A 26,205-nucleotide genomic window follows, 5' to 3' on the forward strand; every position below is an offset into this window, starting at 1 on the left:
CGCCAGGGGCGGGGGGACGACGGGGGGCCGAGAGCGTGACGACGGGGACGGCGGGTACGGCGACCACGGCCACACGGCGGGCCTCGGGGAGACGGTGGCCGGTGACGGCGCTGGTCTGGACGCTCACGGCGCCCTTCCTTCTGTGGGCGGTCCTCCGGCTGCTCCCCTCCGACGTGCACTTCCGGTGGGTGCAGCTCGTCGCCTTCACTCCGTGGGTCGCCGCGGCGTCGCCGCTGGGGCCGCTGGCCGCGCTGCTCACCCGGCGGTGGCGGGCGTTCGTGATCGGGGTGGCGGCGACGACGGCGCTCGCGGCGTGCGTGGTGCCACGCGCCCTGCCCGAGGGACAGCCGGACACCCGCGGACCCGCGCTGCGCGTGCTGTCGGCCAATCTCCTCCTGGGTTCCGTGCCGCCGCGGGCGCTGCTGGCCCTCGTCCGCGACGTCCGGCCCGACGTGGTCACGCTCCAGGAGTTCACCCCCGCGCTGGCGCGGGGGCTGCGGGAGGCCGGGATCGCGGGCCTCCTGCCGTACGGCGTCGAACGGCCCGTGGAAGGCAGCGGCGGCTCTGCCGTCCTGTCCCGGTATCCCGTCCGGCTCGACGCCACCATCGAGTTCGGCGGGTTCCGGCAGACGGGCGCCGTGGTGCGGGTGCCAGGGGCCGGTGACGTCCACGTCGTCTCCGTGCACCCCTGCGCCCCCAGATATCCCGTGCGGCTGCGGTGCTGGACCGACGGCCTCGCGGCTCTGCCCCGGCCGGACGGGGACACCCGGATCCTGTCCGGAGACTTCAACGCCACCCTCGACCACGCCGGGCTCCGTGCCCTGCTGAACGCGGGCTACCGGGACGCCGCGGACGCGACCGGTGGCGGGCTCGCGGGCACCTGGCCGTATCAGCGATGGCGGTTCCTCGGGCTCGACGTCCCCCCGGTGACGATCGACCACGTCCTCGCGAGCCCCGGCGTGGCCGTGCGGTCCTTCGCGGTCCGCGCGCTGTCCCTCAGCGACCACCGGGCGATCGTCGCCGACCTGACCCTGCCCGCGCGGCGGGCCCAGGTCACGGTGGGGGCGTCAGGTCGCGGTGCGGTGGCGGAAGACGTGCCGGTACCGCTGGGGTGAGACGCCGGTGGCGCGGACGAAGTGGTAGCGGAGCGTGGTGGCCGTGCCGAAACCGGCCCGGCGGCCGACGTCCTCGACGGACGCGTCCGTGGTCTCCAGGAGCTCCTGCGCGAGGCGGATGCGCTGCTGAAGCAGCCATTGCAGCGGAGTGACGCCCATGACCTCGCGGAAGCGCCGGGCGAAGGTGCGATCGCTCACATGCGCCGCCCGGGCGAGACGCGAGACGGTGAGCGGCTCGTGCAGGTGATCGCGGGCCCAGTCGAGCACGGGCGCGAGGGGGTTGTTCTCCGCGGTGTCCGAGATCGGCCGGGTGTACTGCGCCTGGTTGCCCTCCCGGTGGGGCGGCACCACCATGCGGCGGGCGACCTCGTTGGCGACGGCGGCGCCGTGGTCAAGGCGCACGAGGTGCAGGCAGGCGTCGATGGCCGAGCCGGTCCCGGCCGAGGTGATGATGTCGCCCTCGTCGATGTAGAGCGGCGCGGGATCGACCTTGACCGCGGGAAACCGGTGCGCGAAGTCGTCGCTGTTGAGCCAGTGTGTGGTGGCGCGCCGGCCGTCCAGCAGGCCCGCGGCGGCGAGCACGTAGGCGCCCGAACAGATGGACATGACGCGCCCGCCCCGCAGGTGCGCGGCGCGCACCGCGTCGACCAGCTCGGCCGGCGGGTCGAGCTGGACCGGCCGGGCGACGGCCGCCACCACGACGGTGTCGGCCTCCGCCAGGGCGTCAAGCCCGTACGGCGAGTCGACCCGCAGGCCCGTGGCGGTGTTCACCGGCCCGGCCGCGCACAGACGCAGCTCGTACCACGGATCGACGAGGTCGCTGCGGTCGACGCCGAAGACCTCGCAGGGAACGGCCAGCTCGAACACCGGGGCGCCGGCGGTCACCGCGAGACCGATCACATGCCGGTTCATGGCAGGAATTCTACGCATAATGGCGTTTCTGCCGCTGGCTGCTCATGGCCCACGCCCGGATGCTGAGCTCCATGAGTGACATGACGGGAAAGGGACGGTTGACCGCCGTTCAGGGCACGGCGATGTACGTGGGGGCCGTCCTGGGCACGGGCGTCATCGCGCTGCCAGCGCTGGCCGCGGAGGCCGCGGGACCGGCCTCGCTGGTGGCATGGCTGGGGCTCGTCGTGCTGTCCGCGCCGCTGGCCGCGACGTTCGCCGCGCTCGGCGCCCGATATCCCGACTCCGGAGGCGTGTCCACCTACGCCCGGCTCGCCTTCGGAGAGCGCGCGGCGGCGGTGGTCGGCTGGTGCTTCTACTTCGCCGTCCCTCCCGGCGCGGCCGCGGCGGCGCTGTTCGGCGGCGCCTACGTCTCGGCCGCGCTCGGCGGCGGGACGGCCACCACGACCGTCACGGCGGCGCTCCTCATGGTCGTGGTCACCGCGGCCAACGCCGTGGGCCTGCGCGTGAGCGGCACGTTGCAGCTCGCGCTGGCGGGACTGCTCGTCACGCTGCTGCTGGTCTCGGTCGGACTCTCGCTGCCGCACGCCCACCTGAGCAACCTGAGCCCGTTCGCCCCCCATGGCTGGACCGCCGTGGGGCCGGCGGCGGCGCTGCTGGTGTGGAGCTTCGCCGGCTGGGAGGCGATCACCCATCTGGCCGCCGAGTTCCGCCGCCCGGACCGCGACCTGCCCAGGGCCACCGCCGCGGCGGTGGCGATCGTCGGGGTCCTGTACCTGCTGGTCGCCTTCGCCACCGTCACCGTCCTGGGCACCGGCGCGGCCGGGACCCGCGCGCCGCTCGGCGAACTGATGGCCACGGGCCTGGGAGGAGGCGCCCGATGGCCGGCCGCCGGCGCGGCGGTGCTGCTGACCCTCGGCGCCATGAACGCCTACTACGCCGGCGCGGCCAAGCTCGGCGCGGCCCTCGGCCGCGACGGGGCGCTGCCCGCGTCGCTGAGCCGTGGGAGCACGGCGGGCGACGTGCCGCGGCGCAGCCTGGCGGTCAACTCGGCCATCTCGTTCGCCGCGCTGGCCGTCGTGGTCGCGACCGGGCTGGGATCCCGCCCGCTGGTGCTGCTCACCACCGGTTCGTTCGTGACCGTGTACGCCGTCGGCGTCGCGGCGGCCGTCAAACTGCTGCCCAGGCGCGGCGGGAGCCGGATCGCGGCGATGGCCGCCCTCCTCGCGGTGATCGCCCTGCTGCTCATGTCCGGCGCGTACCTGATCTGGCCGGTGGCGGTGGCGGGGGCCGCGTCGCTCTACCAGCGGCTCAACCGGCGCCGCCGGCGACGGGCCGTCCCGGCCCGCCGGGTGGGCGATCGCCCTGAAAGCTCCGTCGATACGCCATCGGGGTGACACCTGCCGATCTGGTGAAGTGATGACGCAGATTGCCGGCCGAACCCATACCGCAGAGCCTGCCGATGTGTTCGATCGGCAGATCTGTCGACTCCAGCAGCTCCCGGGCCCGCGCCAGCCGTTGCACGTGCAGCCAGCGCAGCGGGGTGGTGCCGGTCGCCTCGTGGAACCGGCGGACCAGCGTGCGCGGGCTCAGCCCGGCGAATCGCGCTATCCGCGCCACGGTGAGCGCGCCCAGGTGATGGCCGCCTGCTACATCGTCGCGTACGGCGCCATCTCCGTGCCCGCCGTCGCGGCCGGCTTCACCGTGAGCCGCCTCGGCGCGGTCCGCACCTTCCAGGTCCACGGCGCCGGGATCGTCGTCGTCTCGCTCGTCACGCTGGTGGTGGCCCGCTCTGCTCGGTCAAGAATGATCTACCTTTAGTTTTGTCCTGGTTGCCCTATTTACTCACTCTTTCCATATACTCGTGCCCCATATCCCCATCTGGGAAGATTATTCCCGCCATATCGCAAAGCCGTCGTAACCCTTACCCCCAGAGGTGGGCGCCTCCTCCACGCGCCCGGACGGCCCGTCCTCCCCCCGGGACGGGCCGTCCGGTGCCCCGGCGCCCCGGAACCCGCCAGCCAGCCGGGAGCCCCCGTGCGACGACGGCCCGTCCCCCGCGGGCCGCGATCGACCGAAAGGAGCTCCATGCGCAAGAGAGCACGTCAGGCGCTCACCGCGACGGCGGCCGGCACCGTCCTCGTCTGCGCCGTCACGGCGGCCCACGCGGCCGTGACGGGCGAGACCCCTTCACTTCTCGGGGACGACACCCCCCGCGTCCTGCCGGAGGCCGCCGCCGCCATGGCCGTCGCCGAAGCGGCTCCCGCCGCCCCACCCTCCGGCCCCACGGCCGGCTCTTCCCTTCGCTCCGCGATCGCCTCCCCCAGCCCCACGGCTTCTGCCCCCAGCCCCACGGTCGCCTCTCCCAGCCCCGCAGTTGCCTCTCCCAGCCTCGCGGTCGCCTCTCCCAGTCCCACGGCTTCTGCCCTGCGCGCCATGGCGGCTCCGCCGTCCAGCGCCCCGGCCGCCTCGCCCGCTCCCAAGCGCCCCGCGCTGCCCGCCGGGGTGGCGACCGCCACCTCCTTCTGGGACGGCCAGACCGCCTCCGGCAGACCCATGCGGTACGAGACCGTCGCCAGCCCCTACTGGCCCCTCGGCACCACAGTCAAGATCACCTATCGCGGGCGCAGCGCGAAGGGCGTCGTCGAGGACTTCGGCCCGGCGGAGTGGGCGGTCGCCCAGCACGACATCCCGGCGATCCTCGACCTGTCCGAGGAGATGATGGCCGACCTCACCGGCACCCGCTCCGACACGGTCCACGTCCGCTTCCAGGTGCTGAAGTGGGGCAAGGGCGGCGTGTACCGGCACTCCGGCACGGGCTACGGTCTCGCGATGGGCAAGGAAAAGGGCTGACCGGCCCCGCGGACCTCGTCCGGCCGCCCGGCCGGGATGACACCCCCCGGTGAGCCGCGCGTAAACTGCCCGCGTGCCCGATCCGAAATTCGAGATCCAGATGCTCCACGACCGCGTGATGGTCAGGGCGGAGCAGGACGCCGAGGAACGCCGCAGCAGCGCGGGCATCGTCATCCCCGCCACGGTGAAAATGGCCAACCGGCTGGTGTGGGGCGAGGTGTGTGGCGCGGGCTCCAGCGTGCGGTCGGTGAAGACCGGCGACAAGGTGCTCTTCAACCCCGAGGAGCAGTACGAGGTGGAGGTCCAGGGTCAGGTCTACCTCGTGATGCGCGAGCGCGACCTGCACGCCGTGGCCACCCAGCAGACCGATCACGGCACCGGCCTCTACCTCTGACCGAGTTTGCCGGTGTTCGCCCGCGTTCGACCGCGTTCGCCGTTCATCCGGAGGACACCCCGGCGTGGCCGCGGGTTCTCCGCGCTATCGTGACCAGCCGTACGTCCCCGCGTTAACGGTGGTGGGTCATGAGCCTTCAGGATGAGTTGGTCGAGCTGCGCAGGGCGCTCCACCGGGAGCCGGAGATCGGCCTCGACCTGCCCCGCACCCAGGAGAAGGTGCTGGCGGCCCTCGACGGCCTGCCCCTCGAGATCGCCATGGGTGAGCGGTTGTCGTCGGTGACGGCCGTCCTGCGCGGCGGGCGGCCCGGGCCGGCCGTCCTGCTCCGGGCCGACATGGACGCCCTCCCCGTGCACGAGCGGGCCGACGTGCCGTACCGCTCGCGCTTCGACGGCCGGATGCACGCCTGCGGCCACGACCTTCACACGGCGATGCTCGTCGGCGCCGCCCGGCTGCTCACGGCCCGGCGGGCGGACCTCGCGGGCGACGTGGTGTTCATGTTCCAGCCCGGTGAGGAAGACCTCGGCGGTGCCAAGATCATGATCGAGGAGGGGGTGCTCGACGCATCCGGATCCACCCCCGTCGCGGCGTACGGTATGCACGTCTTCTCCACGACGGTCCCGCGCGGCCTGTTCCTGACCAGGGGCGGGCCGGTGCTCGCGGCGGCCGACACGTTGATCGTGACCGTGCGCGGCCGCGGCGGCCACGGGTCCGCGCCGCACCGCGCCCTCGACCCGGTCCCGGCCGCCTGCGAGATCGTGACCGCCCTGCAGACCCACGTGACGCGGACGTTCGACGTCTTCGACCCCGTCGTGGTGACCGTGGGCAGCTTCCACGCGGGCACCGCGGACAACGTCATCCCCGACGAGGCCAGGTTCGCGGCCACGGTGCGGACCTTCTCCCCCGCCTCCCGTGACCGCGTCAAGGACGGCCTCGTACGGCTGGCCCGCGGCATCGGCGAGGCCCACGGGCTGACCGTGGAATGCGAGTTCGGCGTCGGCTACCCGGTGACCGCGAACGACGGCGGCGAGGCCGACTTCGCCGCCGGGGTCGTGCGCGAGCACCTGGGCGACGACCGGTTCTTCCCGCTGCCCACCCCAGCCACCGCGTCCGAGGACTTCTCCTACGTGCTGGAGCGGGTGCCGGGGGCGTTCCTCATCGTGGGCGCCTGCCCGCCCGGCCGTGACCTCGCGACGGCTCCGGCCAACCACTCGGCGAGCGCCGAGTTCGACGACGCGATCCTGTCCGACGGGGCCGAGGTGTTCACCGAGCTCGCCGTCCGCCGCCTCGCGCTCGCCGGAAACTGACCCCGTCTCGGACGCTCCTCCCCCCGGCCAGGGCGACGACGGCCGCGGCGGCCGCGCAGACGCCCGCCGTCACCAGCGGGACGGCGGCCGGGTGGAGGGGCGGGCCACCGCCCGGCGCGACGCCGACGAAGGCGCCCGCGACCGCCACCCCGACGGTCGCCCCGGCCTGCCTGACCGCGTTGAGCAGCCCCCCGGCCGAACCGGCCGCGCCCTCCGGGGCGGCCGACACCACCAGGGCCACCAGCGCGGGCAGCGCCAGCGAGACCCCCACGCCGACGCCGGCCAGCCCGGCCGCGACGACCGGGTAGGGAGCCCCGGCGGCCAGGGCCGCGCCGAGCGCCGCACCCGCCGCGGTGAGCAGTCCCAGCCCGGCCAGCACGGGTGGGCGAGGCCCGAAACGCGCCACGATGCCGCCCGTGACCAGCGGGTTGAGCGCGAACGGCAGAGTCATCGGCAGAAAGGCCGCTCCGGTCTGCGCCGGGGTGAGGCGCAGGGCCGCCGGCAGCAGCAGGGGCAGCGCGAACAGCAGGGCCGACAGTGCGAAGTTGACCACGCCGCCGGAGAACATGGCCGCGGCCATCCCGGGGGCGCGCAGCACGGCCGGCGGCAGCACCAGGGACGTGCTGCGCCGCTCCCTCGCGGCGAAGGCCGCGGTCGCGCCCGCGCACGCCGCGGCGGAGCAGGCGGCGTGCACGCCCTCCCCCGCGCCCAGCGCGATGACGGCGTCGGTCAGCAGCGCGAGCGCCGCGCATGCGGCGACCTGGCCGGGCCAGTCGACGCGGCGGTCCCCGCGCGGACGGCGGAGCGCGCTTCCCGCCGTCAGGGTCAGCGTGACGGCCGCGAGCGGGACATTGATCAGGAACACGGCGGGCCAGCCGGCGAGGCCGACGAGCAGGCCGCCCGCCACCGGCCCGGCCACGAGGGCCGCGCCGCTGATCGCGGCCCAGGCCGCCACCGCCCTGGCCCGCGCCACCGGCTGCGGGTAGAGCCCGGCGATCATCGCCATGGACGCCGGGACGACGGCGGCCGCCGCCACTCCCAGGACCGCCCGGAGCGCGACGAGCGTCCAGACGTCAGGGGCGAGCGCGCACAACAGCGAGACGAGCCCGAACGCCGCTACGCCGGCCCGGAACAGCCGGTGGGCGCCGTACCGGTCGGCGGCGGCGCCGCCGGAAAGCAGGAGGGCGCCGAACGCGACCGTGTAGGCGGTGACCGTCCACTGCAGGGCGGCCGTCGAGGCCCCCAGCGACCGGGCCAGGTCGGGCTCGGCCACCGCGAGCACGCCGGTGTCGAGCAGGACGACGAAATAGCCGAGCGAGATGCCCAGCAGGGGCAGCGCCCGGCTGCGATCGGCCGCCGAACGGGGTCTGTGATCGATCGCGGGACCGGCTGGGGAACGGGCTGCGGGCACGGGAACTCCTCACGGCAGGGGCGGGGGATGACACGCCGGTGGCGTGACACGGGGCACGACCCACGGCATGACCCGGGGGCATGACGCGGTCCAGGATGTCCGGGCGCGTCCCGGGGCTCCACCGGCCCGGCCGCATGCCGCGTTCGGCGGAACCGAACGCGGGACGTGGGAGCCTGGGACGGTGGAGTTGCGTCAGCTACGGGTGTTCGAGGCGGTGGTCGCGTACCGGACGGTGACGGACGCCGCCGTGTGGCTCGGCCTTGCCCCGTCGTCGGTCTCCGAGCAGATCCGGACGCTGGAGAGGTCGCTGGGGGTGACCCTGTTCGATCGCGGCCCGCGGGGGATGCGCCTGACCGAGGCGGGGCGGCGGCTGGTGCCGTGGTCGCGGTCGCTGCTCGAGCAGGCCGAACGCGCCCGGGAGGAGGTCACGGGCTGCCCTGTCGTCCTGCGGCTCGGGGCCCTGGAGACGATCGCCGCGACTCACGTGCCGGGTGTGCTGGCGCGGCTCGCCGAGCGGCGGCCCCGCCTGCGGGTGGAGGTGCGCCCGGCCGCCGCTCGCGACGACCTCCTCTCGTCCGTGGCCGCGGGCGAACTGGACGCGGCGCTGCTGCTCGACAGCGGCGGCGCGCTCGGCGGCCTCGGCTTCGCCGCTCCCGGAGGCGGCGCCGGGCTGGAGTTCGCGGACGTGGAACGGGTGCCGCTCACACTCGTGGCCGACCCCGCGCACCGGCTGAGCCGAGCGCCGCGGGTGACGCGGGCCGACCTGCGGGGCGAGCGGCTGCTCGTCAACGTCCCGGCGTGCTCGTTCGCGCTCGCCGGGGAACGGCTGCTCGGTCCCGGCGTCGAACGGGTCCACGCGGGCGGCGTCGCCGTCATGCTGGCCTGGGCGGAGCGCGGCATGGGGATCACCCTGCTGCCGGAGTTCGCCGTCGCCGACCGGCTCGCCGCGGGCGCGCTCGTCCGGCTGCCGCTGGAGGTGCCGGGCGCGCCGGACGGGCCGGACCTCGCGCTGCGGCTGGTGTGGCGGGCGGGCGGCGAGGACCGGCCCGAGGTGCGTCAGCTGCTGTACGCGGCCAGCGCCGGCGCACGGGCCGAGCCTGACGGGCCGTCCGACGGGCCGTCCGACGGGGCGCGGCGGGAGCCGGGGGCGCCGGAGGGGCGGATCACCTGATCACCTGAGCAGGTAGATGGCCTGCTGCACCAGGTCGATCCCGGTCGACAGCCGGACCGAGGCCCAGACGATCACCGCGGCACAGGCCATCGTCAGCACCCCGGCCACGATCCGCACCGCGAGGTTCTGCCGGCCGAGCCAGTCGGTGGCGGCGCGCACCCGCACGCGGGCGAAGACAAGCAGCCGGGACGCCCAGGCGAACTCGGTGGCCAGCACCGCCAGCCCGGCGAAGACGATGAGCCAGCCGGGTCCGGGGAACGGCACCAGGATCAGGCCACAGACGATTATGGCCGTGCCCAGCACGCCGATGACGATCCGCAGGGTGAGCCGGCCGCCGGGCCGGGCCCGGATCCGGTCGAGCCAGCCGGGGTCGGCCTGCTCCCCGTCCTCCGCGCGGCCTCGCTCGGTCGTCGTCACACCGATCACCCCCGCTGACCAGGATAGCCATCACCCGATTCCGGCCGGCCGCACCGAGCGGGCGTGGACGACACGCCGGTTCGGCCAGGCGAGCAGCCGGGCGAGTAACCGGGCGGGCTTACCGGGCGGGCTTACCGGGCGGGCTTACCGGGCGAGCGCGGCGACGCGGGCCGCGGTCTGGTCGGCGATCTCCAGCTCCTCGTCCGTGGGAACGACAAGCACGGCCACCTCCGCCCCGTCCGGGGAGACCACCCTGGCCTCCCGCGACGGTGCCGCGTTGCGGCCGGCGTCGACCTCGATGCCGAGCCGCGACAGTCCGGTGAGGGCCAGGGACCGCGTCCGTGAGTCGTTCTCCCCCACGCCGGCGGTGAAGACGATCGCGTCCACCCGGCCGAGGGCGGCCACGTAGGCGCCGACGTAGGCGCGCACGCGGTAGCCGTAGACGTCCATCGCGAGCCGGGCGTGCGGGTCGCCCGCGTCGACGAGCCGCCACACCTCCCGCATGTCGTTGGCGCCGCACATTCCGAGCAGCCCGCTGTCCCGGTTGAGCGCGGCGTCGACGTCCTGGACGCTCATGCCCGCCACCCGGTTGAGGTAGGCGGGGAGCGCGGGGTCGACGTCGCCGGACCGGGTGCCCATCACCAGGCCGGGGAGCGGGGTGATGCCCATCGAGGTGTCGACGCTGCGGCCGCCCCGCACGGCCGTCGCGCTCGCGCCGTTGCCCAGGTGCAGCACGATGCTGTTGACCTCGTCGTACGGCCGGCCGAGCAGCTCGGCGGCCCGCCGGGACACATACGCGGCCGATGTGCCGTGGAAGCCGTACCGCCGCACGCCGAGCTCATCGGTCCACTCGCGCGGCACGGCGTAGGTGTGCGCGTACGGCGGGATGGTGGCGTGGAAGGCGGTGTCGAAGACGGCGACGTGCGGCAGCCCGGGGAAGGCCCGCCGGGCCACCCGGATGCCCTCCAGGTTGGCCGGGTTGTGCAGGGGGGCGAGCGGGGCGAGCTCCTCGATCGCCCGCTCCACCTCCTCGTCGATGAGCGTGGGCTCGACGAACCGGCTGCCGCCGTGGACGACGCGGTGGCCGACCGCGGTCACCCCGTCGAGGGACGGGCCGTGCTCGGCGAAGGCCGCGAGGACCGCCCGCAGCCCCTCCTCGTGGCTGGGGAATCTCCGCTCCACCCGGACGTCGCCGTGGACGAGGAGGCCGCCGTTCTCACCGATGCGCTCGACGAGTCCCCTGGCCGTCCAGCGACGGCTCGCCAGATCGATGAGACGGTATTTGATGGACGAGGATCCGCTGTTCAGCACCAGCACCTGGCCGGTCACCCTGTCTCCTCCCGCGCCTGAGCCTGGATCGCCGTGATCGCCACGGTGTTGACGATGTCGTTCACCGTCGCGCCTCTGGACAGGTCGTTCACGGGCTTGCGCAGTCCCTGCAGGACCGGCCCGACGGCCACCGCCCCCGCGCTGCGCTGCACGGCCTTGTAGAGGTTGTTGCCGGTGTTGAGGTCGGGCACGACGAACACGGTGGCGCGGCCCGCGACGGGACTGTCCGGCATCTTGGTGCGCGCCACGCTGGGCTCGGCCGCCGCGTCGTACTGGATCGGCCCCTCCACGGGAAGATCGGACCGCAGCTCGCGGACCAGGGCGGTCGCGGCGCGGACCTTCTCGACCTCGGGCCCGGCGCCGGACTCCCCCGTCGAGTAGGACAGCATGGCGACCCGCGGCTCGACGCCGAAACGGGCGGCGGTCTCGGCGGACGAGACGGCGATGTCGGCGAGTTGCCCGGCTGTGGGGTCGGGCACGACGGCGCAGTCGCCGTACACGAGGACCCGGTCGGCCAGGCACATGAAGAACACGCTGGACACGACGCCGACGCCGGGCGACGTCCTGATGATCTCGAAGGCCGGCCGGATGGTGTGGGCCGTGGTGTGAACGGCCCCGGACACCATGCCGTCGGCGAGCCCGAGGTGGACCATGAGGGTGCCGAAGTAGGAGACGTCGGTGACGATGTCGCGGGCCTGCTCCAGGGTGACGCCCTTGTGCGCCCGCACCCGGGTGTACTCGCGGGCGAAGGTCTCGCGCAGCTCGGGGTCGAAGGGACTCACCACCCGCGCGTCGCCGAGTGACAGGCCCAGCACGGCCGCCGCGGCCCTGATCTCCTTCTCGTCGCCGAGCAGGGTCAGCTCGGCCACACCGCGGCGCTGCAGGCTGTCGGCGGCCCGGAGGATCCGCGGCTCGGCCCCCTCGGGCAGCACGATCCGGCGCCGGTCCGCTCGCGCCCGCTCCAGCAGGTCGTACTCGAACATGAGAGGGGTGATCGCGCCCGCCTTCGTGACGCGCAGGCTGCGCATGAGCGCGGCGGTGTCGACGTGGTCGGCGAAGAGCCCGAGCGCCGTGTCGATCTTCCCCTTGGCGTCGGGGGTGAACCGCCCCTCGGCCGCCGAGAGCTTGGCGGCGGTGGGGAACGTGTCGCCGTCCGTGACGATGATCGGCAACTGGATGTCCATGCCGTCGAACAGCCGGACGACCTGGTCGGGCAGCTCCATGCCGCCGTTCAGGATGATGGCCGACAGCGCCGGGAACGTGTCCGCCCGGTGCGCCGCCAGCAGTCCGGGGACCAGGGCGGCGGCCCGGTCGGCGGGGACGATGACCGCGACGCCCTCGGTCAGGCGCTCCAGGATGTTCGGCAGCGACATCGCGCCCACCATGAGCGCCCCGGCCTCCCGGCCGAGCTGGGCCGCGTCGCCGCGGAACAGCGTGCCGTCGCACGCCGCCATCAGGTCGCTGACCGTCGGCGCCGACAACCGGGCCACCTCCGGCAGCACGTACGCGGGGACGCGGGCGGCGACCTCCCCGACCCGGGCGGGCGCCACCCGGGTGACGATCGTGGCCAGCTCGGTGGCGTGCCGCTCGGCCAGTTCCTTGCCCGACATCTCCACGGCGGCGGCGATCTCGTCCGGGGTGCGGCCGAGCCCGGTCACCACGTTGATCACGGGGGTGCCGAGGTCGGCCGCCAGCTCCGCGTTGAACGCGAACTCGGTGGGCGCGCCCACGTCCGTGTAGTCGGTGCCGATCACGACGACCGCCTCGCAGCGCGCGGCGATCTCCCGGTAGCGGGCCACGATGTCGCCGGTCGCCCGCTGCTCGTCGGCGTGCACGTCCTCGTAGGTGACCCCGGCGCACATCTCGTACGGCAGGGTGATGCCGAACCGGGCGATGGCCGTGTTGATCAGGCTGTCCTCCCGGCCGCGCCGGACGACCGGCCGGAACACGCCCACGCTGCCCACCTGGCGGGTCAGCGACTCCAGCATGCCCAGGGCGACGGTCCCCTTGTTGCTCCTGGCGTCGCCGGCCGCGACGTACACCCCGATCGCCATCCGCGCTCACCCCTGCTCCGGCACGGCCCTCGCGACCCGCCGCTGCACAGGCTACGCGACGGCGGCGGACCAGCGGCCGCCCGGACGCGATCTGTGGACAACGGCCCGGGGAACGGAGAGCGGGACCGGCCCGGCTGATCCGGGCCGGTCCCCCTCAGGTCAGGCGGTGACGCAGGTCAGGCGGGGATGCAGGTCAGCTGGGCCGGGACGGCGTTGGTCCCGTTCCAGGAGCCGGTGAACCCGAACGTGACGCTCATGTTCGGGGCGAGGTTGCCGTTGTAGGACATGTTGGTGACCGTGACGGCCGTCCCCGACTGGGTCGGCGTCCCGTTCCAGAGCTGGGTGATCGTCTGGCCGTTCGGGAACGTCCACTTGACGGTCCACCCGGTGAGCGTGACGCTGCCGGTGTTCTTCACCGTCACCTCGCCCTGGAAGCCGCCCTGCCACTGGTTGACGACCTGGTAGGTCGCCGTGCAGGCCTTGCCCCCGTTCGGAGTGGAGCTCGGGCTCGGGCTGGGACTCGGGCTGCGACTCGGGCTCACGCTCGGGCTGGGACTGGCACTGGGGCTCGCGCTCGGGCTGGCACTGGGACTCGCACTGGGACTCGCACTGGGACTCGGGCTCGCGCTCGGGGTGGCCGAGGGAGAAGGCGAGCTGCCGCCGGTCCGGTCGCCGTACACGATGCCGCGCCCGTTGGTGCCGACGTAGACGCGGCCGTAGATCCGGGGGTCGCCGGTCAGCGCCTCACCCCAGTTGCCGTACTGGTGCTGGTCGTCGTTGATCCGCACCCAGCTCGCGCCGGTGTCGTCGGAACGGAACAGGCCGGCCACGCCGTCGACCGTGCCGACCAGGTAGAGCGCCTGGTAGCTCTGGCCGGGCGCCGCCTTGCCGAAGCCGACGTTGGTCGACGTGCTCACGTTCGACAGCTTCGTGAACGACGCGCCGGAGTTGGTGGAGTGCCACAGGCCGCCCTCACCGGCCAGCCAGATGTCGCCCTCCTTGCCGGGCAGCGCCTTGAAGTGCACACCGGTCGTGGGCAGTCCGGTCGCCGCGGTGGCGCTGAAGCTCGCGCCGCCGTTGGTGCTGACGTAGAACTTGCCGCCTGAGTAGGCGTAGAACTTCTGCGCGTTCACCCGGTCGGACTCGACGATCGCGTTGGCCGGAACGCCCGAGGAGGCGGACCAGCTGTTGCCGAAGCCGACCGAGTAGACGACCTGGATGCCGGGGTCGGCGGGCGCCCACACGAACCGGCTGCCGTCGGCCGCGGCGGCGACCGTGCCACCGTTGTTGACGCCGCCGGGCTCCGTGCCCTGGAACCAGTTGGCCCCACCGTCGGTGGAGAAGGCCACGTGGCTGTCGTTCGGGCGGTCGGAGTCGGTGAAGTTACCGGCCCGCACCATCACGCTCGGGTTGGTCTCGGCGTAGTCGAGCGAGGTGCCCGAGCTGAATACGGGCTGGTTGAACATGGCCGGCGGCACGGCGTTGAGGTCGGTGTGGCGGAAGCCGCCGAGGTCACCGAGCGCGCTGATCAGCGGGGCGCCGGTCGGCGGGCTGATCAGGTCGAGGACGGCGGTCTCCTCCAGGCCCTTCACCATCGGCTTGATCGTGAACTGGCCGCCCGAGTCCCACTTGGTGAGGTCGGTCGTGCCGTAAATCGTGGCGCCGGTGCCGTACATCATGCGGTCGGAGTTGTACGGGTCGATCTCGACCGACTCGTTCATCCAGCCGAGCTTGGGCGTGACCTCCGGCGGCTGCGGGTTGGTGCCCATCGTCAGCCACGGAACACCCGAGATGTCCATCTTGTAGCGGAAGCTGCGGCTGGGGTACGAGGTCCAGTCCCAGATGCGGGTCCAGGTCGCGCCGCTGTCGGTGCTACGCCAGAAGATCGCGTCCGGCCACCAGGAGACCTGGGTGGCGACCATGATCGTGCCGGGGTGCTGACGGTCGATCGTCAGGCCGCTGTAGCCGAAGTAGTCGTCGGAGCTGCTCGACGGAATCGGGCTGATCTGGGTCCAGGTGCCGGTGGCGGTGGCGTAGCGCCACACCTCGCCCTTGGCGCCGTCGTACGGACCGCCGGTGTCGCTGGTGGCGATGTAGAGGTAGCCGTTGGTCGTGTCGAGCACGCCCTTGTGCGCGATGTAGCCCGTGGGCTGCCCGGCGATCCGCTGCCAGCTCGCGCCGCCGTCGGTGGTGCGGTAGACGGTGTTGCTCTTGTCGGCCACGCCCACGTAGATGGTCTGGGTGGCGTTGCCCGAGGTGCCGGTGCGCTTGTCGAACGTCACCCAGACGACGCCCTGGTTGTCGCCGTTGTAGGCGTCACCGGGGCTCGCGATGTAGTTGCCCACGTTGGGGAAGTTGGTGACCTTGGCCCAGGTCGCGCCGGAGTCGGTGCTGCGCCACAGGCCCTGACCGCTGGGCGCGCCGAAGTAGAGGACGCTGTTCTTGTTCGGGTCCACCGCGAGGCGCTCGCCCATGCCGCGGCCGGGCATGTTGCCGCCCAGCTTGAACGGCAGGGGCGAGACCTGCCACGTGTCGCCCTTGTTCGACGAACGCAGGATCGCGCCGTTGTTCGGATCCCAGCTGTTGGTGTACATGCCGACGGCCGCGTACACCTTGTTGGCGTCGACGGGGTCCGCCGCGATGCTGGCGACGCCGTTGTAGCCCCAGTTGGAGGCGCCGACCCAGTCGAGCAGCGGCGTCCAGGACTGGCTCGACTGGTTCCAGCGGTACGCGCCGCCGATGTCCGTCCGGGCGTAGATGAGGTCCTTCTGCACCTGGCTGAACACGATCCCGGGGACGAAGCCGCCGCCCTGGATCTGGACGTTCTTGAACGAGTACGGATCCGCGGCGACGGCCGACACCGGCGCCATCCTGATCACGGCCGCGAACAACGCCACGGCGGCGATCACAAGCATGCTGACGTATCTTCGCATGGACGGTTTCCCCTTCGGGCTCGGCAGAGCCCCGGCAGGCCCTTCCGGGCATGGACAACCGCCATGCACGACCAGGTGGGGACCCTGACCGTCGACCGCCCACGTGCATGGAACTGACGGAAGATTCACACAGGACGCGGATGCCGTCAATAGTTGGATAAGTGAACTAATGAGGTCTGTGCTGGACACGCCACCAGTAAGAACATAATTCTGCTTATGACTACTGCTCTTGTCCTCGGCGGCGGCGGGGTGGCGGGCATCGCCTGGGAGGCGGGGATCCTCACCGGCCTGCGCCGCCTCGGCGTGGACCTGGGGACCGCGGACCGCGTCGTCGGCACCTCCGCCGGATCGGTCGTCGGCACACTGGTGTCCACCGGCGCCGACCTGGAGGAGGCCGTCGCCCACCAGATCGCCGTGGACACCGGCCCGCCCCCGGCCGTCGACGTCGAGGCGACGATGCGGGCCTTCGCCGTCATGTCCGACCCGTCACTCGACCGTCTGGAGGCCCGGCGCAGGGTAGGGCAGATGGCCCTGGCGGCCGCGGTCGACCACGCGGCCGATCGGCTCGCCGCGATAGGCGAGCGCCTGCCGATCAAGCTGTGGCCCGAACGCGATCTGCTGATCACCGCCGTCGACGCGGCGACCGGCGAGTTCGTGGTGTGGGACCGGCGCGCCGACGTGCCGCTGGTGCTCGCCGTCGCGTCGAGCTGCGCCGTGCCGATGGTCTTCCCGCCCGTGGAGATCAACGGCAGGCGGTACGTGGACGGCGGCGTCCGATCGGTGACCAACGCCGACCTCGCCGCGGGAGCCCGGGCGATCGTGGTGCTCGAACCGCTCGGCGCCCTGACCCCTCGCGAGGTCCTCGACGCCGAGCTGGGCGAGGCCGGGGCCGCCACGTCGTACGTGATCCATCCGGACGAGGCGTCTCTCGCGGCGTTCGGGACGAACGTGCTCGACCCGGCGCTGTGGGGACCGGCCTTCAGAGCCGGCCTCGACCAGGCCCCCGCCCTCGCCGAGCCGATCGCCGCCGTCTGGTCCTGACGCACCCACTGGTCCTGGCGCGGGCCCTGGCGCGGGCCCGCGAAGGGCTCAGGCGGAGGCGGAGCGTTCCGTGACGATGCGGACGGCTTCGTCGGTAGCCGCGTCGGTGAGGGCGCCTATCAGGGGGTTGGCGTTGGCGGTGAGCCAGGCGAAGGCCCATCGGATGGGTGGGGCGTCACGGACGGGGATGTAGACCACGTCGGGTCGGGCGTAGAAGCGGGCGGCCTCGGCGGCAGCGGCGGCGACGGCCTGTCCGGTGGCGGTCGCCTTGAGCTCGTCCTCCCAGTTGGAGACGGTCGGGCCGCGGGCGATGAGGCGGCCTGACGGGGTGCGGAAGGGTTGGAAGGCTTCCTCCATGGACGCCGGGATCGGTGACCGGGGCGTCATGAAGGTCAGGTCGCCGTAGTCCTCCAGGCTGACCGATTCGCGGTTCGCGTAGGTGTGGGTGGCGGCCATGGCCAAGACGACTGGTGAGGTGTGGGTGATCGGTCCGACGGTGATGTCGGGTTCGCGGACCGGCAGCCACAGGTGGGCCACGTCGATCGTGCCCTCCCGCAGGGGTGTGAGCGGGTCGACGACGTTGAGCTCGCAGTGCACGAGCCGGGCGGTCGGGTGCCTGGCCTGGAACCGTTCGACGATGCCGTTGATCATCCAGCCCTGAGGTCCCATGGTGCCCAGGGTGAGGGTGCCGCTGATGTCGCCGGCGGAGACCGACACGTCCTCGACCCCATCGACGATCTGCTGGTAGGCGGGCCGCAGGGACTGGTAGAGCCGCTGCCCGGCAGCGGTGAGCCCCACAGCGCGGCTGGTGCGGTCGAACAAGGGCACGCCGATCCGGCGTTCGGTCTTCTTGATCGACTGGCTGACACGGGCCGGGGTGATGTGGAGGCGTTCCGCGGTGCGGCTGAAGTGCAGTTCCTCGGCCAGCGCCAGAAAGATCTCGATATCGCGGAGCTCCACGTGCCGGTTGTCCTGATCTTTAAGCGTTCGGTTAATGAAAGGTTATCGGACCCGTCGTTGATCGGGACCAGCCCGCAGGCGAGAGTGGGACGCGTCACCCCTGCTGAACGGCCTGAACCAGGCCCGCGAAGGAGCCCCTCGAATGTTTCAGGAGATGCGTTACCGCGGACCGTCGCTCGACGAGCTGCACGAGAACTACGCCAAGCGGCACCGGATCGACGAGGCCGCGCCCATCCGATCCACGCACGAGGTGGTGATCGACGCACCTGCCGAGCGCGTATGGGCCCTGCTCGCCAACCCTGCCGGCTGGTCGGCATTCGACCCGGCCATCCACGACGTGCGCATCGCCGGCGAGGGCGACGTCACGGTGGACACACGGTTCACCTGGGTCAACGGCCGCACCTCCATCGCCTCACGGTTCGCCGTCGTCGAGCCGCTCCGCGAGATCACCTGGACCGGCAGCGCGATGGGCTCGCGCGCCGCGCACCGCCACGTCATCACCACCCGTGAGGACGGCACCACACTCCTGCGAACCGAGGAGTCCATGGCCGGAACCCTGCTCGGGCTCTTCTACAACAGCGCGAAGCTGCACACCGAGCTGACGCGCTGGCTCGGCTCGATCAAGACCGCCGCGGAGCCCCGGGTAACGGCCATCTGATCAGGGACCTTAAGCCACGGTCCAGCGATCAAGATCATCCCCAGCGTCGATCACTGCTCATGGAGTGAACCCACAGATCATGGATCGGCACCCGCACAAGGTCGTGGATCTGGAGCAGGACCCGATCGATTTCTCCCTCGACCGGGTCGCCGCGGTGACCTCCTTTCCGACCATCTCGCCCTGGTACGCGCCATCGAGGCGGAAGCGGCCCACATCCCGCCGCCGATCCTGAAGGCGTGGATCGCAGCCGGGCCGCAGACCGGCATCTGCGCCTGCCGCCGTACCTGCGCCGGATCGCCGACCGCGACCTGCTGAAGATCGACAACGCCGAGAGCGCCGCCGCCCACCTCCCCCGGCCGATGGGGACATCGGGGAGTTGACCCCCGGCCGAGTGCGCACGCTCTGCGGGCGGCAGCGGGCACGTCGAGGTGAGAGACGGGACAACGCGGGTAGCCGACGTCGCGTGCCCGATGCCCCCTTACTGGCCGCACAGGATCTGCGGCTCGACGTCAACGTCCTCGACTACGTGATCCTCGCCCTGTACTTCCTCGTGGTGCTGGGGATCGGCTTCGCCGCCAGGCGGGCCGTACGGTCGAGTCTGGACTTCTTCCTCTCCGGCCGCGCGCTGCCCGCGTGGATCACCGGCCTGGCCTTCATGTCCGCCAACCTCGGCGCCACCGAGGTGCTCGGCATGGCGGCGAACGGCGCGCAGTACGGCGCGATGACCCTGCACTACTACTGGATCGGCGCGGTCCCCGCCATGGTCTTCCTCGGCGTCGTGATGATGCCGTTCTACTACCGGTCGGAGGTGCACAGCGTCCCGGAGTTCATGCGCCGCCGCTTCAACGGGGCGACGCAGTTGCTCAACGCCGGGACGTTCGCCCTCGCCCAGATCCTCATCTCCGGCATCAACCTGTACGCCCTCGCGCTGATCATGGAGGCCCTGCTCGGCTGGCCCCTGTGGCTGTCGATCGTGGTGTCGGCGGCCATCGTGCTCGCGTACATCACGCTCGGCGGCCTGTCGTCGGCGATCTACAACGAGGTCATGCAGTTCTTCGTGATCGTCGCGGGACTCGTACCGGTGGTGATCATCGGCCTGACCCGGGTCGGCGGCTTCTCCGGGCTCGGCCAGAAGGTCAGGGAGAGCGTCCTCGGCGAGGGCGGGCTGCACACCTGGGCCCACACCGCCGGCAGCGGCAACCCGCTCAACGCCAACTGGATCGGGCTGGTCCTCGGCCTCGGCTTCGTGCTGTCGTTCGGCTACTGGACGACCAACTTCGCCGAGGTGCAGCGCGCGCTGTCGGCCCGCAACACCCACGCGGCCCGGCTCACGCCCATCGTCGCGGCCTATCCGAAGCTCGTCATCCCGATCGTCACCGTGATCCCCGGCCTCATCGCGCTCGTGCTGTTCGGCGACCTCGGCAAGGACGGCGGCCCGACGTACAACGAGGCGATCCCGCTGCTGATGAACGAGTTCCTGCCCAACGGCGTGCTCGGCGTCGCGGTGACCGGCCTGCTGGCGTCGTTCATGGCCGGCATGGCCGCCAACATCAGCGGCTTCAACACGGTCTTCACCCAGGACATCTGGAGGGCGCACGTCAACGGCGACCACCCCGACGAGTGGTACGTGCGGCTCGGCCGGATCGCCACCCTGGCCGGCGTCGCCGCCGGAATCGGCGCCGCTTTCATCGCGGCCGGCTTCGGCAACCTCATGAACTACCTCCAGTCACTGTTCGCGTTCTTCAACGCGCCGCTGTTCGCGACGTTCATCATCGGCCTGTTCTGGCGGAGGATGACCCCGTGGGCCGGCTTCTGGGGGCTGCTGACCGGCACGGTGTGCGCCTTCGGGTCGTACATGCTCTACAAGGCGGGCGTGCTCGACTTCGGCACCGAGCTCAACGCCAGCTTCTGGGGCGCGGGCGTCGCCTTCGTGGTCGACGCGATCGTCTCGGTCGTCGTCACGCTCGTCACCGCCCCGAAGCCGGACGGCGAGCTGCGCGGGCTCGTCTACGGACTGTCCGACGCGTCCGTCGCGGACGACGCGCTGGCGGGAGACCGCGCCTGGTACCGCTCCCCCGTGGCCCTCGGCGCCGGGGCGGTGGTCCTCGCCGCGGCGTTCTACCTGCCCTTCCTGTAGGAGGTCGCCATGGCCGCCCCTCGACAGCTCTTCGACATCCGCCGCGTCATCGGCGGTCTGTTCCTCGTGTACGGACTCATCCTCACCGCCACCGGCCTCCTGGACGGCTCCGCCGCCCTGCGTAAGGCCGAGGGCATCCGGATCAACCTGTGGACCGGGATCGGCATGCTGGTGATCGGCGGCGCCTTCCTGCTCTGGGAACGCCTGCGCCCGTCCGAAACCCCGTCCGACGACTCGCCGGTCGCCGACGAGGGGGACGCTGCTCACCCGGCGCCGTGAACACCCGCCCGGAGGAGAACGGGAGGGATCAGCACCGCCGGGATCCCCACGGTGGTCCCGTTGTCCACCCTGGCCGTCCGGGCTCCCGCTTCCGTTCCGGTTCCGGCTCCTGGCATTCCGGAGCGGCCGACCGCGATGTCGACGGCCATCCTGGCCGCGGCGGCGGCCTCGGCCGCCACCGGCATGCGCACCGCGGCCGTCTGGCGGCCGTCGCCGATCCGCAGGACGGCCCCCGGACCGGCCCCCACGCCCACGAGCGGAGTCCCCTTGGCTCCCGCCGCCACCAGCGCGTCCGCCGCGCCGCCCGCCATCACGTCGTTCGTACAACAGACACCCGCGACACCCCCCGGCCCGCCGAGCGCCGAAAGGGCCCGCTCCGTCTCCTCCCGGGCTCCTCGCGGACCACCGTCCGCGACATCGCCCTCCCAGCCGATCGTCAGCCGGCCGTCCAGGACGGAGCGCACCCCAGTGGCGAGAGCCGCCGCGTACGGATCGCCGGGCGGCCCTTTCAGCAGCACAACCGGCCCGGCCGAGGCCACGCGGCGAGCCCGGACGGCGTCGAGCAGTGCCCGCCCCAGCAGGGCCCCCATCGCCGCCGGGTCGGAAGAGACGTAGCCGTCGATGGGCCCGTTCGCCAGCCGGTCGTAGGCGACGACCTTCGCCCCGAGCAGCTTCGCCCGCGCCACCGTGGACGCCGTGCCGGAGGGCCGCACCGGGCCGAGGATCAGCACCCGGACGCCATCGGCCAGCAGCGCCGCCACCTGACGCTCCTGCCTCGCCGGGTCGCCTTCGGCGTTGCGGTAGACGACCTGGCAACGACGGCAGATCGAGGAGATCGCCCGGACGACGGCGGGCCGATCCTCCCTGTCATACCTCTCCCGCTCCGGCAGCAGCAGGCCGATCCGGAAGCCGTCACGAACGGTCCCCACGGCCGCGAGACCCGTGTCCGGGTTCTCCCGGGGACCGGCACAGCCGGGAAGCACCGCCAGGAAGACCAGCCCGGCACACCATGACGCCAGTCGTCTCCCCACACAGATCCCCCCGATTCCTCGCAGAGCCACCCACGTAACGGAGCCGACCCATCCCCCGTACCCGACCAAACAGGACATAACGCCCGGTCATACGCGGTGCGAGACCATGGTTGGGGTCTTCTTGACGCCGATCTTCACGACGCCGGCTCGTCGCGGGCACTCCCGTGGGGGGCGTGTCCACCTTTCGCTACGGGCGTACGCGTCGGAGGGGGCCTTCGACGATCCCCTCAGCCGCTAAGTTGTGAGAGACTCCACCATTGCGGGGCGGTAGCTCAGCCGGTCAGAGCATCGGACTCATAATCCGTGGGTCGTGGGTTCAAGTCCCACCCGCCCTACCACGTACGACCAGCCATCCGCGGTCTCACCTGCGGTTTCACGGTTGGTCACGCTTGTCCGGACATGCAGCCGAGGCGGCCTGGAGCAGCCATATGCCACTGGTCGCGGAACATGCGCGGAATGCTCGCGGCACCGTTTCCCCAGGTAAGCCAGGCGGTTTCGACGCCTCGTGGAACGATTCCGCGCCCGTACGCCGAACGACCCCGGATCTCTTCAGGGTTCTGATTAGGGTGTGATCATAGGCGTTGACGGGTGGCGGCGATCAGCCGCGAGCACCTGCGGCGGCTCCTCCGAGCCGGTGGAGTGAGCTGGCAGCTGATCGCCGCGCTCGACCGGGCCACCGGCAAGCTGTGCTACCGGATCCGCACGCGCAAACGCTGGCGTGAGGTGATGTCCTTCCTCAAGACACTCCGGGCGCGCTGGCCCGGCGAGAAGCTGTATGTGATCGCCGGCAACTACTCGCCGCACGAGCATCCCCAGGTCCGCTCATGAGCTGCCGACGAGCTTCGCCGCCAGTTCCGGAGCCGCCGATACATCCTACGTACAAGGTGTCCAACGCGGCCTGAAACTTACATAAGGATCGGGATTTCCGATATCAATCGACCGTGACGGGGAGCGGACGGCCGCAGTCATCCTATCTCTGTGGAACCCTGAGCCTTGACAGGTGATACCCCCGGCTTTATACGTGATGTCCGGCCATACCGTCGAACCGATACGACGCTCCCATTGTCAGGAGACAGCGTGCCCCCCATCAAGCCGTCGGTTCTCGCGGATGAACCGCGACGGCCTCAACCGCCAGGCAGTGACGTCTGCAGAGGGACGGCACCATCGCCGCGGGCGTGGCGGACGGACGCCGGGGCGCCGCCATTGATGGCATCGCGGATGACGGCCGGATGAGACGCGCATCGCACAAGGGATGCACCCGGAAGGATCATGCATGAATCGGAGCGATCTTTCTCATCGCGCCGGGCGGCCGATGAGATGGCCGACTGTGGTGGCGGCCTTGCTGGTCGCGTTGATCGGGGCTCAGCCGGCTCTGGCGGCACAGCGGTCCGCATCATCGGAGTCCACCGCGTCGGTCGCCGCCGCCGCTGGAGACGTCGACGGCTTCACAGCGGGCAACGCCGCGGTCGCCTCGGTCGATCTCGCCGGGACGTGGAGCTTCACCCCGGCGGGCCGGTCGACGACGTCGATCAAGGTGCCCGGAGGTGGCTGGTACAAGCAGGGTTTCACCGATGTGTCCCAGGCGGTGTACTCGCGTACGGTGACGGTGCCGGACTCGGGGCAGCCGCAGTCGACGTGGATCGAGTTCGGCGCCGTGAACCACCAGGCGACCTTGTCGGTGGACGGCCGGGTGGTCGCGACGCAGACCACGGCCTTCACCCCGTCGAAGTTCGACATCAGCGCCTACGCCGCCCCGGGCACCACTCATACGATCAGCGTTGACGTGAAGGGCCGCGGCGCGCTGAAGAACTCGGCGAACGGCAAGTACATCGTGCCCGTGGCCGCCGACTGGTCCGAGGCGGTCCCGCAGGGCATCTACCGCTCCGCGTTCCTGCGGGTGTATCCGGCCGTGTACGTCAGTGACACGTTCATCCGCACGTCGGTGGCGAACCAGACCCTCGGCTACGACGTATGGGTGACCAACACCTCGGGCAGCGCCCGAACGGTGACGGTGACCGGCGAGCTTTCGTCGGACGGAGGCGGGACGTTCAGCTACCCCGCGCCGCCGGCCCGCACCGTGACCGTGGCGGCGCGGTCGACGGCGAAGGTCACGGTCGACTCCGTCGCGTGGAGCCTCGGCAGCGTCTCGTACTGGTGGCCGAACGTCCCCTACAAGTCGGGATATCGAGCCCAGCTCCACCGTCTGAAGGTTCACGCGGCGACCGACGACGGCCGCACCAGTGACGCGACGTACCGGTTCGGGTTCCGCGAGACCACCCAGAACGGCGAGTACTACTACATCAACGGCGTCCGCGTGAACTTCCGCGGCGACAACCTGCAGGGCGCGGACTACGACCGGATCAACAACGGCGGCAAAGGCGACGCCTACGACACGCTGCCCGGCTTCCTCCCGCCTTCGTCGGGCAACGGGGGCTGGCCACAGGCCGTGGACAACTACCAGCGGCTCAACTACAACGTGGTGCGCATCCACCAGGAGCCGGCCAGCCCGTACATGCTCGACGTGGCCGACGAGATGGGCCTGATGATCATTGACGAGACCGGCATCCGCGGCAGCGCGCAGGACTTCGTCGCCGGGCATGACAACATGGTCGCCCACGCCCGCGCACTCACATTTCGGGACCGCAATCATCCCGCGGTCATCCGCTGGAGCCAGGCCAACGAACCGACCTTCGGCAATGACTCCGAGCAGTTCGAGCAGGATCTCTACGCGGCGATGAACGGCAACGACGGCACCCGCCCGGTCAGCCTCGACGCCGCGCCCGGCGCCGACTCGCCCAGCCGCTACCCGAACATGAGGTACGCCAACTTCGCGGTCTTCGCGCACTACCTCGACGGCGTCGGACAGTACGGTGAGCGACTGGCTCCCGCGACCGGCCGGCCCGACGGTGAGGGCGAGTACGTCTGGAACAAGTGCAACACCAAGCAGGGCTTCATGTGGTTCGCCACGGCGACGGCGGCCAAGCGTGGCAAGGACGCCGCCGACCTGCGCCCGTACACGTTGCTGTCCGCGTGGGCCGGTTTCGTTCCCGGCGTGCGGACCACGGACTTCGTGCCGGAGGAGGGCGGTCATCCGCTCTACGGCGCGGACAACCTGTCCGATCCCTGGAGCAACCCCCAGGTCCAGCGTGTCCAAGCCGCGTTCAACCCCGTCACGGCGATCGACCTGCCCTACTGGTCGGCGTCCGGTGTCTCCGACGCCAACGGCAGCTTCCCGCTGCCGCAGGCCGTGAACACCTACGCCGCCAACGCCTCCGTCACGCGAAACATCACCGTTTTCAACGACGACCTGCGCGGCACCTCCGTCGGATTCTCCTGGTCCGCACGGCTCGACCGGCCCGACGGCACCGTCATCGCGTCGGGGGAGAGCACACTGAACATCCCGCTCGGCACGCGGGTCACCCAGCCGGTCACCTTCACCACACCGGCGAGCGGCTCACGGGTGTACCTGGTGCTGACGACCACCAAGTCGGGCGCCACAACGTTCAGCGACGCGGTCGAGTACTTCAACCTCGGATCCGGTCCGAGCGGCCCGGTGTCGGGCGCGGACTACCGCATCGTCAACCGCAACAGCGGTAAGCCGCTCGGCGTGGCCGGCGGTTCTTCCGCCGACGGCGCCAAGGCCGTGCAGCAGTCCGGTTCCGCCGCGTGGACCGTCACCAGCGGTCAGGGCGGTACGTACACCCTGCGCTACGTCCCCACCGGCAAGGTCCTCGACGTCAACGGCAGCAGTACGACCCAAGGGCTGCAACTGCAGCAGTGGACCGCCAACGGTGGCACCAACCAGCTGTGGTACCTGCGGTCCACCGGCGATGGCTATTACACGATCGTCAGCTACAGCAGCGGGCTGTTGGCAGACGTGTACGGCGCGTCGACCTCCGACGGCGCCCAGGTCGTGCAGTGGACCGCCAACGGCGGCGCCAACCAGCAATGGCAGTTGGTCCCGGCCTGAGACCACCTGGGGCGGCCCGGCCAAGGCGGCCGGGCCGTACCCTGCGCCGCACCCGATGAGGAAACCGGTAGCGTGCCGTCACGCGTGAGCTCACGGAGCTTGGTGTTCTGGTTTGCTCGACCGAGGCCGCCGCGACGAAACCCGGCCGCGCGGTGGCAGCGCGCTCGGGCGGGTCTTCCCACCCTGGTTCCAAGGGTCTCGCCTCCCCGAACCGAGTGCGGGATGGCCTCGCCGGG

22 protein-coding genes and 1 tRNA gene are annotated in these 26,205 nt (G+C 71.8%); 14 read left to right on the forward strand and 9 right to left on the reverse strand.

Going from position 1 to position 26,205, the window contains the following annotated elements:
* The first annotated feature begins 101 nt into the window (after positions 1 to 101).
* A complete protein-coding gene (locus JOL79_RS02060; protein ID WP_210153863.1) occupies positions 102 to 1,115 on the forward strand; it encodes an endonuclease/exonuclease/phosphatase family protein in 1,014 nt (337 codons plus the stop codon).
* Here the strand turns inward: JOL79_RS02060 and JOL79_RS02065 are convergent.
* On the reverse strand, positions 1,068 to 2,027 hold the full coding sequence (locus tag JOL79_RS02065) for a helix-turn-helix domain-containing protein (protein ID WP_210153864.1): 960 nt from the start codon (positions 2,025 to 2,027) through the stop codon (positions 1,068 to 1,070). The two genes, JOL79_RS02060 and JOL79_RS02065, sit on opposite strands and share 48 nt — an antisense overlap.
* Positions 2,028 to 2,098: 71 nt before the next feature.
* On the opposite strand from JOL79_RS02065, the gene JOL79_RS02070 reads away from it, so the two are divergent.
* Entirely contained in the window at positions 2,099 to 3,421 is a 1,323-nt protein-coding gene (locus JOL79_RS02070; protein ID WP_210153865.1) for an APC family permease, read from the forward strand.
* Here JOL79_RS02070 and JOL79_RS35295 read toward each other — a convergent pair.
* Complete coding sequence (locus tag JOL79_RS35295; protein WP_210153866.1) at positions 3,336 to 3,767, reverse strand: helix-turn-helix domain-containing protein; 432 nt, start codon at positions 3,765 to 3,767, stop codon at positions 3,336 to 3,338. The genes JOL79_RS02070 and JOL79_RS35295 overlap by 86 nt on opposite strands.
* Before the next feature lie 345 nt (positions 3,768 to 4,112).
* Between JOL79_RS35295 and JOL79_RS02080 the strand changes: the two genes are divergently transcribed.
* The 3 genes from JOL79_RS02080 to JOL79_RS02090 all read left to right on the forward strand — a co-directional run bounded on the left by JOL79_RS02080 (position 4,113) and on the right by JOL79_RS02090 (position 6,578).
* The gene (locus tag JOL79_RS02080; RefSeq protein ID WP_210153867.1) at positions 4,113 to 4,877 is read left to right on the forward strand and encodes an RlpA-like double-psi beta-barrel domain-containing protein; all 765 of its coding nucleotides are present in this window, start codon (positions 4,113 to 4,115) and stop codon (positions 4,875 to 4,877) included.
* Between the two features lie 73 nt (positions 4,878 to 4,950).
* Positions 4,951 to 5,271: a GroES family chaperonin gene (locus JOL79_RS02085; RefSeq protein ID WP_210153868.1), complete on the forward strand. Its 321-nt coding sequence runs from the start codon at positions 4,951 to 4,953 to the stop codon at positions 5,269 to 5,271.
* Between the two features lie 128 nt (positions 5,272 to 5,399).
* Positions 5,400 to 6,578 carry a M20 metallopeptidase family protein gene (locus JOL79_RS02090; RefSeq protein WP_210153869.1) on the forward strand — a complete coding sequence of 393 codons (1,179 nt, stop codon included), beginning with the start codon at positions 5,400 to 5,402 and terminating at the stop codon, positions 6,576 to 6,578.
* On the opposite strand, the gene JOL79_RS02095 is transcribed toward JOL79_RS02090, so the two are convergent.
* Positions 6,535 to 7,989, reverse strand: coding sequence for an MFS transporter (locus JOL79_RS02095; RefSeq protein WP_307848251.1), 1,455 nt, complete (start codon positions 7,987 to 7,989; stop codon positions 6,535 to 6,537). The genes JOL79_RS02090 and JOL79_RS02095 overlap by 44 nt on opposite strands.
* A 181-nt stretch (positions 7,990 to 8,170) precedes the next feature.
* Between JOL79_RS02095 and JOL79_RS02100 the strand changes: the two genes are divergently transcribed.
* On the forward strand, positions 8,171 to 9,160 hold the full coding sequence (locus tag JOL79_RS02100; RefSeq protein ID WP_307848252.1) for a LysR family transcriptional regulator: 990 nt from the start codon (positions 8,171 to 8,173) through the stop codon (positions 9,158 to 9,160).
* Here JOL79_RS02100 and JOL79_RS33655 read toward each other — a convergent pair whose 3' ends face one another.
* From JOL79_RS33655 to JOL79_RS02120, 4 genes are all read right to left on the reverse strand, one after another.
* On the reverse strand, positions 9,161 to 9,577 hold the full coding sequence (locus JOL79_RS33655) for a TIGR02611 family protein (protein ID WP_307848253.1): 417 nt from the start codon (positions 9,575 to 9,577) through the stop codon (positions 9,161 to 9,163). It lies immediately after the preceding gene.
* Between the two features lie 144 nt (positions 9,578 to 9,721).
* Positions 9,722 to 10,906, reverse strand: a complete 1,185-nt coding sequence (locus JOL79_RS02110; RefSeq protein WP_210153872.1) for an acetate/propionate family kinase — start codon at positions 10,904 to 10,906, stop codon at positions 9,722 to 9,724.
* Positions 10,903 to 12,960: a phosphate acetyltransferase gene (gene pta, locus JOL79_RS02115; protein WP_210153873.1), complete on the reverse strand. Its 2,058-nt coding sequence runs from the start codon at positions 12,958 to 12,960 to the stop codon at positions 10,903 to 10,905. Before pta ends, JOL79_RS02110 begins: the two co-directional genes overlap by 4 nt.
* A 176-nt stretch (positions 12,961 to 13,136) precedes the next feature.
* Positions 13,137 to 15,893, reverse strand: a complete 2,757-nt coding sequence (locus JOL79_RS02120; RefSeq protein ID WP_210153874.1) for a cellulose-binding domain-containing protein — start codon at positions 15,891 to 15,893, stop codon at positions 13,137 to 13,139.
* A 216-nt stretch (positions 15,894 to 16,109) separates the two neighbouring features.
* On the opposite strand from JOL79_RS02120, the gene JOL79_RS02125 reads away from it, so the two are divergent.
* On the forward strand, positions 16,110 to 16,934 hold the full coding sequence (locus tag JOL79_RS02125) for a patatin-like phospholipase family protein (protein ID WP_210153875.1): 825 nt from the start codon (positions 16,110 to 16,112) through the stop codon (positions 16,932 to 16,934).
* A 48-nt stretch (positions 16,935 to 16,982) separates the two neighbouring features.
* Here the strand turns inward: JOL79_RS02125 and JOL79_RS02130 are convergent, their stop codons facing one another.
* Positions 16,983 to 17,894: a LysR family transcriptional regulator gene (locus JOL79_RS02130; RefSeq protein ID WP_210153876.1), complete on the reverse strand. Its 912-nt coding sequence runs from the start codon at positions 17,892 to 17,894 to the stop codon at positions 16,983 to 16,985.
* 154 nt (positions 17,895 to 18,048) lie between these two features.
* Between JOL79_RS02130 and JOL79_RS02135 the strand changes: the two genes are divergently transcribed.
* The 4 genes from JOL79_RS02135 (at position 18,049) to JOL79_RS02150 (ending at position 20,968) form a co-directional block, all read left to right on the forward strand.
* Positions 18,049 to 18,552: an SRPBCC family protein gene (locus JOL79_RS02135; RefSeq protein WP_210153877.1), complete on the forward strand. Its 504-nt coding sequence runs from the start codon at positions 18,049 to 18,051 to the stop codon at positions 18,550 to 18,552.
* Positions 18,553 to 18,788: 236 nt separating this feature from the next.
* Positions 18,789 to 18,932 carry a hypothetical protein gene (locus JOL79_RS02140; RefSeq protein WP_210153878.1) on the forward strand — a complete coding sequence of 48 codons (144 nt, stop codon included), beginning with the start codon at positions 18,789 to 18,791 and terminating at the stop codon, positions 18,930 to 18,932.
* A gap of 83 nt (positions 18,933 to 19,015) precedes the next feature.
* Entirely contained in the window at positions 19,016 to 20,689 is a 1,674-nt protein-coding gene (locus JOL79_RS02145) for a sodium:solute symporter family protein (RefSeq protein ID WP_210153879.1), read from the forward strand.
* 9 nt (positions 20,690 to 20,698) lie between these two features.
* On the forward strand, positions 20,699 to 20,968 hold the full coding sequence (locus tag JOL79_RS02150; protein WP_210153880.1) for a hypothetical protein: 270 nt from the start codon (positions 20,699 to 20,701) through the stop codon (positions 20,966 to 20,968).
* On the opposite strand, the gene JOL79_RS02155 is transcribed toward JOL79_RS02150, so the two are convergent.
* Positions 20,953 to 21,999: a substrate-binding domain-containing protein gene (locus JOL79_RS02155; RefSeq protein WP_210153881.1), complete on the reverse strand. Its 1,047-nt coding sequence runs from the start codon at positions 21,997 to 21,999 to the stop codon at positions 20,953 to 20,955. The two genes, JOL79_RS02150 and JOL79_RS02155, sit on opposite strands and share 16 nt — an antisense overlap.
* Positions 22,000 to 22,260: 261 nt before the next feature.
* Between JOL79_RS02155 and JOL79_RS02160 the strand changes: the two genes are divergently transcribed.
* The 3 genes from JOL79_RS02160 to JOL79_RS02170 all read left to right on the forward strand — a co-directional run bounded on the left by JOL79_RS02160 (position 22,261) and on the right by JOL79_RS02170 (position 25,969).
* Positions 22,261 to 22,337, forward strand: a tRNA-Ile gene (locus tag JOL79_RS02160).
* 250 nt (positions 22,338 to 22,587) lie between these two features.
* Positions 22,588 to 22,827 carry a hypothetical protein gene (locus JOL79_RS02165; protein WP_210153882.1) on the forward strand — a complete coding sequence of 80 codons (240 nt, stop codon included), beginning with the start codon at positions 22,588 to 22,590 and terminating at the stop codon, positions 22,825 to 22,827.
* 484 nt (positions 22,828 to 23,311) lie between these two features.
* Positions 23,312 to 25,969, forward strand: a complete 2,658-nt coding sequence (locus JOL79_RS02170) for an RICIN domain-containing protein (protein WP_210153883.1) — start codon at positions 23,312 to 23,314, stop codon at positions 25,967 to 25,969.
* Positions 25,970 to 26,205: the final 236 nt, after the last annotated feature.

It is taken from the genome of Microbispora oryzae, from assembly GCF_017896165.1.
Taxonomy (GTDB): Bacteria; Actinomycetota; Actinomycetes; order Streptosporangiales; family Streptosporangiaceae; genus Microbispora; species Microbispora oryzae.

Excerpts from the sequence above, each read along its gene's own strand:
- JOL79_RS02065 (WP_210153864.1), bottom strand. The coding sequence starts at position 2,027 with ATGAACCGGCATGTGATCGGTCTCGCGGTGACCGCCGGCGCCCCGGTG.
- JOL79_RS02070 (WP_210153865.1), top strand. The coding sequence starts at position 2,099 with ATGAGTGACATGACGGGAAAGGGACGGTTGACCGCCGTTCAGGGCACG.
- JOL79_RS02080 (WP_210153867.1), top strand. The coding sequence starts at position 4,113 with ATGCGCAAGAGAGCACGTCAGGCGCTCACCGCGACGGCGGCCGGCACC.
- JOL79_RS02090 (WP_210153869.1), top strand. The coding sequence starts at position 5,400 with ATGAGCCTTCAGGATGAGTTGGTCGAGCTGCGCAGGGCGCTCCACCGG.
- pta (WP_210153873.1), bottom strand. The coding sequence starts at position 12,960 with ATGGCGATCGGGGTGTACGTCGCGGCCGGCGACGCCAGGAGCAACAAG.
- JOL79_RS02120 (WP_210153874.1), bottom strand. The coding sequence starts at position 15,893 with ATGCGAAGATACGTCAGCATGCTTGTGATCGCCGCCGTGGCGTTGTTC.
- JOL79_RS02125 (WP_210153875.1), top strand. The coding sequence starts at position 16,110 with ATGACTACTGCTCTTGTCCTCGGCGGCGGCGGGGTGGCGGGCATCGCC.
- JOL79_RS02135 (WP_210153877.1), top strand. The coding sequence starts at position 18,049 with ATGCGTTACCGCGGACCGTCGCTCGACGAGCTGCACGAGAACTACGCC.
- JOL79_RS02150 (WP_210153880.1), top strand. The coding sequence starts at position 20,699 with ATGGCCGCCCCTCGACAGCTCTTCGACATCCGCCGCGTCATCGGCGGT.
- JOL79_RS02170 (WP_210153883.1), top strand. The coding sequence starts at position 23,312 with ATGAGATGGCCGACTGTGGTGGCGGCCTTGCTGGTCGCGTTGATCGGG.